This window comes from Pacificoceanicola algae, assembly GCF_049341065.1.
GTDB lineage: Bacteria > Pseudomonadota > Alphaproteobacteria > Rhodobacterales > Rhodobacteraceae > Pacificoceanicola.
This window is the reverse complement of the sequence record NZ_JBMPIX010000019.1, coordinates 79178-86119: the sequence shown is the minus strand read 5'-3', so window position 1 is coordinate 86119 and position 6942 is coordinate 79178. Positions and strand designations below refer to the sequence as shown.

General features: G+C 61.0%; 3 protein-coding genes and 1 pseudogene. 2 read left to right on the top strand and 2 right to left on the bottom strand.

Annotated features, from left to right (window positions below; genetic code table 11):
* A pseudogene (locus tag ACOYQJ_RS20400) lies at positions 1–814 on the bottom strand (transposase); the annotation flags it as partial.
* A gap of 531 nt (positions 815–1345) precedes the next feature.
* On the opposite strand from ACOYQJ_RS20400, the gene ACOYQJ_RS20395 reads away from it, so the two are divergent.
* Both ACOYQJ_RS20395 and ACOYQJ_RS20390 read left to right on the top strand, forming a co-directional pair.
* Positions 1346–2365 carry an ATP-binding cassette domain-containing protein gene (locus ACOYQJ_RS20395; RefSeq protein WP_422907851.1) on the top strand — a complete coding sequence of 340 codons (1020 nt, stop codon included), beginning with the start codon at positions 1346–1348 and terminating at the stop codon, positions 2363–2365.
* Positions 2362–3210 carry an ABC transporter permease gene (locus ACOYQJ_RS20390; RefSeq protein WP_422907850.1) on the top strand — a complete coding sequence of 283 codons (849 nt, stop codon included), beginning with the start codon at positions 2362–2364 and terminating at the stop codon, positions 3208–3210. Before ACOYQJ_RS20395 ends, ACOYQJ_RS20390 begins: the two co-directional genes overlap by 4 nt.
* Positions 3211–3602: 392 nt before the next feature.
* On the opposite strand, the gene ACOYQJ_RS20385 is transcribed toward ACOYQJ_RS20390, so the two are convergent.
* Positions 3603–6752 (bottom strand): transporter substrate-binding domain-containing protein, encoded by a 3150-nt coding sequence (locus tag ACOYQJ_RS20385; RefSeq protein ID WP_422907849.1) that lies wholly within the window; start codon positions 6750–6752, stop codon positions 3603–3605.
* Positions 6753–6942 lie beyond the last annotated feature (190 nt).

Sequence of the window (6942 nt, the reverse complement as noted above, 5' to 3'; positions counted from 1 at the left end):
CAGCATGGTCTTCGTCGAACCGACCTCGGCCTGCCGGATAGATCTTGTCGCCTCTACGTCCACGATCACGCCGTGGTCCGTGTCGATCAGGTAGTTGTCGGAATAGCTGAAGAATGCCGGACCCTTGCGGGCTGCGGTCCACTGGCTGGCGGGGTCGGAATGCGACGTGAACTTGGGTTGCACCTCGCTGGCCGCACCAAACGCGGCCTCGTCCAGCGTGGCGAGATACTCACGCACGGCGCGGGGCGCGTCAGCGGGATCGATCTGCCCCGCATCCCACTCTTCCTTCGGCGTCGAGTTCTGCTTGTTTGCATCGGCCTCACCTCTCGGGATATTTGCTGCGCAAATACCCTGCCGGTCAGTGGATCAGGCTCGCGTCGATGGCCATGCGCTGTCCGCTGACCAGGCCCTCCTCGATGCACCGCGCGACGGTCGTCTCGAACAGGTGCCGCAGCAATTCGCTGTCGCGGAAACGCCCGTGCCGGTTCTTCGAAAACGTCGAGTGATCCGGAACCCGGTCGCTCAGATCCAGGCGGCAAAACCAGCGATACGCCAAGTTCAGATGCACCTCCTCGCAGAGCCGCCGCTCCGACCGGATGCCGAAGCAGCACCCCAACAGCAGCATCCTGATCAAGAGCTCGGGATCGACCGACGGCCGCCCGGTATGGCTGTAGAAATCGGCGAGGTAGCTGCGGATGCCGGACAGGTCCACGAACCGGTCGATGGAGCGCAGGAGGTGGTTTTGCGGGACATGATCCTCCAGCGAGAACTCATAGAAAAGCGCCGGCTGCGCCTCCTGCCGCGGTCCCATCATCGCCGATCCTCCCATTCCCTACAGGAATTGAATCAGCCAACGGCCCTTCAATCAAGGGCGAGTTTTTCAACAGAATACGCCCAATCTGATCGTTCAAGTGTGCCGCCTGTGCAAGCCCGAATGTATGCTTTGCAAAGGTATTGACACTTCCGCATGGTCATCTGGGAAACACCGACAAGGTTGGCATCAGCCTAAGGCGCTGCCTTACAGGCAATTCAACATCTATCGTGGCGCGTCGCCTGATAGTCACCGGATCAGCGTCTCTCTCGGCCCTCAGGAGACTTTCACTGGACCTTGCCACGTTGCTTTGCCGCTTCATTAGAGCGGTCATCTTTGATCGGAGCAGCGCGGGACTGTATCTGGCGCGGATCCATTGGTCCGGATTTAGCCAGTTCGCGTCCGGTTTCTCGTCCGCGACGTTCCGTTCCCGCACCCTTTGATCGCAGGCCGGTATGCCGGTGAAGGCCGACTTTCGCTTGCGATCTTTCCAGGATCCTATCGACTAATCCGACGGGTGATGTACCTTGCGCAATGCCAGATAACCCGCATCAATTCCGGACGCCGAACGTGGACACCGAACACACAGACCTTGCGATCCATGCCCGTGGGCTCGTGCGCCGCTTCGGGGATCTGACCGCCGTGGCGGGGATCGACCTCGAGGTGCCGCGCGGCATGATCTTTGCCGTGCTGGGGCCGAACGGCGCGGGCAAGACCACGCTGTTGCGGATGTTGGCCACCTTGACGCCGCCCGATGCCGGAAGTGCCTCGGTGATGGGCCATGACATCGCCACCGCGCCCGAGAAGGTGCGTTTCTGCATCGCGATGACGGGTCAGTTCGCCTCGCTCGACGAGGATCTGACGGGGCGTGAAAATCTGGTGATGCTGGCCCGCCTCTGGGGCTTTCGGCCCGGCGCGGCGCGGGCGCGGGCAGACGAATTGCTCGGCGCGTTCGAGCTGTCAGCGGCGGCGCGCAAGCAGGTCAAGGATTACTCCGGCGGAATGCGGCGCAGGCTCGACATCGGGGCGTCGCTGATTGTGACGCCCGGGGTCCTGTTTCTGGATGAGCCGACGACAGGGCTGGACCCCTCGGCGCGTCAGGGCGTGTGGCGGCTGATCCGGCAGCTTGCCGCCTCGGGCGTGACGATCCTGCTGACGACCCAGTATCTTGAAGAGGCCGATCAACTGGCGGACCGGATCGCGGTGATCGACCATGGCCGCAAGATTGCCGAAGGCACCAGCCGCGAGTTGAAGGCGGCCACCGGCTCGGGCGTGTTGCATGTCTCGCTGGCCGACAACGGCCAGATCGAGGCCGCGGCCGAGCTGTTGTCTGCGCATCTGCAAAGCGTGGTGCAGCGCAGCCCCGAGGGGGCCGAGCTTTCGGTTCTGGCCGGTGACGCGGCTGCGGCAAATGCGGCCATCGCGGCGCTGATCGGGGGCGGCATCGCGCTGGCTGACTTCCGCATGGGCACGCCAAGCCTCGACGAAGTCTTCTTTGCGCTGACCGGAAAGACGGACGCATCGGATCCCGAAAACCCAAAGGCCCTGCCATGACCGATCAGACCGCGGACGCCTCCAATAAAAGCGCCCGAAAGCCCGGAACACCCGGCATCGCGGCCCTGCGCCGGGTGCCCCCGCCGACGCCTCCCGGGCCGCTTTCGAACGCGCTGGTCTTTGGCTGGCGCGCGATCCTGAAGTTCCGCCATGTGCCCGAACAGTTGTTCGATCTGGTCATGACGCCGATCATGTTCACGCTGCTGTTCACCTTCGTGTTCGGGGGCGCGCTGGCCGGATCGACGGGCGACTATCTGCAGTTCTTCCTGCCGGGCATTCTGGTGCAGACCGTCGTGTTCAACTCGGTCTATTCCGGCATGGGGCTGTCCACGGATTTCCAGAAGGGCCTGTTCGACCGCTTCCGCACGCTGCCGATCTGGTCGCTTGCGCCCTTTGCCGGGCTGATGGTCGGGGACCTGCTGCGCCATCTGATCGCGGGCGGGATCATCCTGGGCATCGGGCTGATCCTTGGCTACCGCCCCGAAGCGGGTCTGATCGGCACGCTCGCCGCCTTTGCCATGCTGTTGACGATCGGCTTTGGCATGGGCTGGGTGTTCATCGTGCTGGGTCTTCTGGTGCGCACGCCAATGACTGTCATGACCCTGGGCTTTACCATCCTGTTTCCGGTCACCTTCGCCTCCAACATCATGGTCGATCCGGCGACCATGCCCGACTGGCTGCGCAGCTTCGTCGAGGTGAACCCGGTGTCGCTGATGACCACCGCGCTGCGCGGGCTGATGTCGGGCACGGCCAGCGTGACACAGATCGGTCTGGCCTTAATCGCGCCGGTCGTTCTGACCCTGACGCTGGCCCCTGTGGTGCTGTGGCTTTACCGGCGCAGGTGAGGCTGTCGGTTGCGTAGGGACCGAAGCGGCAGGTGCCAGCGTATGACAAGGCCGCTTCGGTATATGGTCGGGTACAAAGCCGGGCTGCGATAGTGCAGCGCCTTGAGCGAAGTTGGTCTGGTCCTTCTTCGGCAAGGTCCCGCCGCGAAGCATCACGCGGATTGGGCTGCCGACCGTGTACGAACATGAAAAGTCATTTCATGGTTCGACCATTGATCTGGGACATTCTCCGACCAAAGAAAGGATGAGTTCCGCCATGGCCCGGTCACCCTCCGCAGGCGGTGGAATTCCCGCAATGGGTCATTGCCAACTGAACCACGACACCTTTCATCATATTCGGTATCGATCTCTAATCGCGATTATTTAACGGTCCTGCCAAGGCAGAGACAGTGTTAGTCCCGTCTGGCCTTTGCCTGAAGAAGCGCACGCTCCAAGGCCGCGAAGAAATCTCTGCGCTGAACAGGCTTCATCAAACGTATGTCTGTTGGCCGCAGACCGTTGCCGTGAACCGTTGCTTCCTCGGCGTATCCTGACATGAAGATCGCCGGAAGCTCGGACCTTATTGCACGCAATGCCTTCACCAATCCGGGGCCTTGAAGATGCCCGGGCATGACGATGTCCGTCACGACGATATCGAACTCTGGATCGAGTTCGAAGATGTCCAACGCGGCATCGCCGCTTTCTGCTGCAACGACGTCATATCCACCGCGTTCCAGGGCATGCTTCAACGCTGCGAGTACGTCAGGCTGGTCTTCTACGAGAAGGACGCGCTCACCCGCACCAGACGAAATTGCGGCATCGGTAGATTTATCTGTTACCCGCGTTTCCTCGGTGTGGAGCGCCGGGAAATACAGTTTGAACGTGGTGCCAACGCCAGTTTCCGAGTAAACGCGAACGGTACCACCTGTCTGCTTCATGAAACCATGGACCATCGACAACCCGAGCCCGGACCCGCCTTGTGGCCCTTTGGTGGTGAAGAACGGCTCGAAGATTTGTGTCAGGAGTCCCTCCGGGATGCCGGGACCATCGTCGCTGACGGCAAGCATGACATATCGTCCGGCGGGAATGTCTTCCTGCCTTTCATCGATGTAGTCTTCATCAATCCGAAGGTTTTGCGTTTCGATGGTCAAGCGGCCTACGCCTTCCATGGCGTCGCTCGCGTTCAGGATCAGGTTCAGCAACGCACTTTCGGTCAGCGAGCGGTCAGCGCGGATCTTCCAAAGCCCCGCCAGCAATGAGGTTTCTATTCTCACCGACGCGGGCAACGTGCGCGCGGCCAAGGCTTCGACCGCACGGGTGACTTCGTTGAGATCAAGCACCTGAGCCTCAATCGGCGAGCGGCGGGCGAACGCGAGCATGTTCCGGACCAGTTCCGCCCCACGAAGCGTTGCGTCGATAGCATTCTTGGTAAACTTCGCGCGCTCAGGGTTCGCTTCATCGTCTTGCAGGAATTCGAGATTTCCCAGAATAACCGCGAGCAGGTTGTTGAAATCATGCGCAATGCCCCCGGTCAGCTTGCCGATGCTTTCCTGCTTCTGCGCGGCCGCTGCTATCTTGGCCTGGTCCTCGGCGTTCTGGCGACTTTCGTACAAGTCCGAGACGTCATCGAGAATGACAACCGTTGCTATGTCGCCTGCCTCGGACCGCAGGGCCGGAGAGCTCGACACGCGAACATAGCGTATCGCGTCGCCTGACGTGTTCCGCCGCATCAGGGCAACCTCGCCTTTCAGGTCGGAGCCGGCCAAGGCTCTGCGGATCGGATGCAGTTCCTCGTCCAACGGTTCTCTGGCCTCAGGATCGAGGAAGGCAACATGCGTCGGCCACGAAGCCGTGCCATTGGCCGCCACCTCCGGGATCATCGTCCGGGCGCCGACATTGGAAAACGCGATTTTGCCTGCGGGGTTGAAGCCCAGGATCGCGCTTTGTGCGGTATCGAGAACGGCACCCAGCCGGGTCGAAACGCTCTCCATCGCTTCGGCATGGCGCATTGCCCGTCGGCGCCCCTGCAGCACAAGCAAGAACACGGCCAGCAATGCCGCCGACAGAACAGCTGCGACAATGATCTGGGCAAGGCGAATACGCTCTTCCGACCAAAACGGCGGCGCGTCGAACCATCTCGATGCCAGGCTTCGGTATTGTGCGGACCCGATGAATCCCTGGATCACCACGTTCAGCCTTGTATCAAGGTCCCCTAGGCCGGGCCGCATCGCTATGGCGAGGTCATTGCGGAACACGGGTTCGGGCAGACGTGCGAAACGATCAGCCGGGCCATTCGTCGCGAGATAGGTTTCAAAGGCACTTCGCGGATAGAACAACGCGTCGATGGTCCCGTCTTCGAGCGCCTCCACCGCTGCTTCAGGCGTTTGAAGCAGCCGGAGGTCCACCCCAAGCTCAAGTGCGATCTCCTCTCTCAGCGGCGCTGTAAAGAGAATTCCCACCCGACCGTCGACCGGTGCCAGCGGCAAACGTGCGTCTTCAGCACGGACGAAGGGGACATAGTCGATTGTCTGGATAGGGACCGTGAACTGCAGGAATTCCTTCTCGGTCTCTGTCACGCTGCGGGCGGGAAGCACATCGAAGGCACCGATGCGTGGACCTCTTGACCAGCTTTCGAGCGAAACGACCTCGAACCGAAGATCCAGCCCAGCCCGGTCGGCCAGTTCCTCGATGATTTCGACGGCGAAACCCGTCACCGTGCCATCATCATTGACCACGTAGTAGGGGGGGAAATGCGTCACCCCGACGCTCAGCACATCGGGAGCTGGCGGAGGTTTCACCATATCCCACAGGCTGCGCAAATCCTCCAGGTCCCCGCGCTGTTCAAGCCGGGCTATCGCGCTCTCGATCCGAGGCATGAGGCCCGCTTGCTCGCGTCGCAGAGCCACGACATGAGCGAAATTGCCTGCGGAAATGGCCCCTGGGCCGATCAGCGCGTCAAGACCGGTTGTCGAAAGCGTTCTCCGCGCCAGTGAGGACAACGCCAGCACCCCGTCGACCTCCCCGCCAAGAGTCTTCGCGAATGCCGTAACGAGGTCGTCGTATTCGACGACCGAAATGCCTTCAGGCAGCGGCGTTCGACTTGCGATTGAATTCCGAACGGCACCCAGCGACGCGCCTTCCAACGTTGAAAAATCAGCGGCGGAAGGTGCATCATGGCGCTGATAAAGGCGCAGCTGTGTTTCTGCGATGGGATCGGTGAACAACAGGAGATCGGCGTCAAGCTCGGCGCGTCCCGTATCAACGAACAAATCAGTTTCTCCGTCGCGGATTGACTGGAGGGCAGCCTCGGCCGTGGGATACTCGACCAACTCGACGTCTATTTCTGCTTCCTCTGCAATCTGCCGGACGAGGTCGATGAAAAAGCTGCGCGGCGTACCATCCGGTTCCACAAACCCGGATCCCGAAGCTTCACTCCACGGCATGCGCAAAATGTCCCGGTCACTCTGCTGTGCCGTGGTGGGCGAGCCTTGCAACAGAAGGATAAAGGCAAGCAGCAGCGTGAAAAGAACCGGAAAGGCATATCTGTAGGCCGCTGGTTTCAACTCGTGCATTTCCTTGATCTCAGAGTCGGTACTACTCTGCGTTGTGTCTTGGACTGGAGAACACCTGCTGCGATCGGAATCAAGCTATATTACCTGCGCGGCAGCAAACTCTGTACGGTGTCTCGCCAGGTCCGGTTGCCCCTCACCTTAGCTTGCCTTGCTACGCCGGGATGATCGCTGTTTAGCCTTT

Coding starts and splice junctions, on each gene's coding strand:
- ACOYQJ_RS20390 (WP_422907850.1), top strand. CDS start 2,362: ATGACCGATCAGACCGCGGACGCCTCCAATAAAAGCGCCCGAAAGCCC.
- ACOYQJ_RS20395 (WP_422907851.1), top strand. CDS start 1,346: ATGCCAGATAACCCGCATCAATTCCGGACGCCGAACGTGGACACCGAA.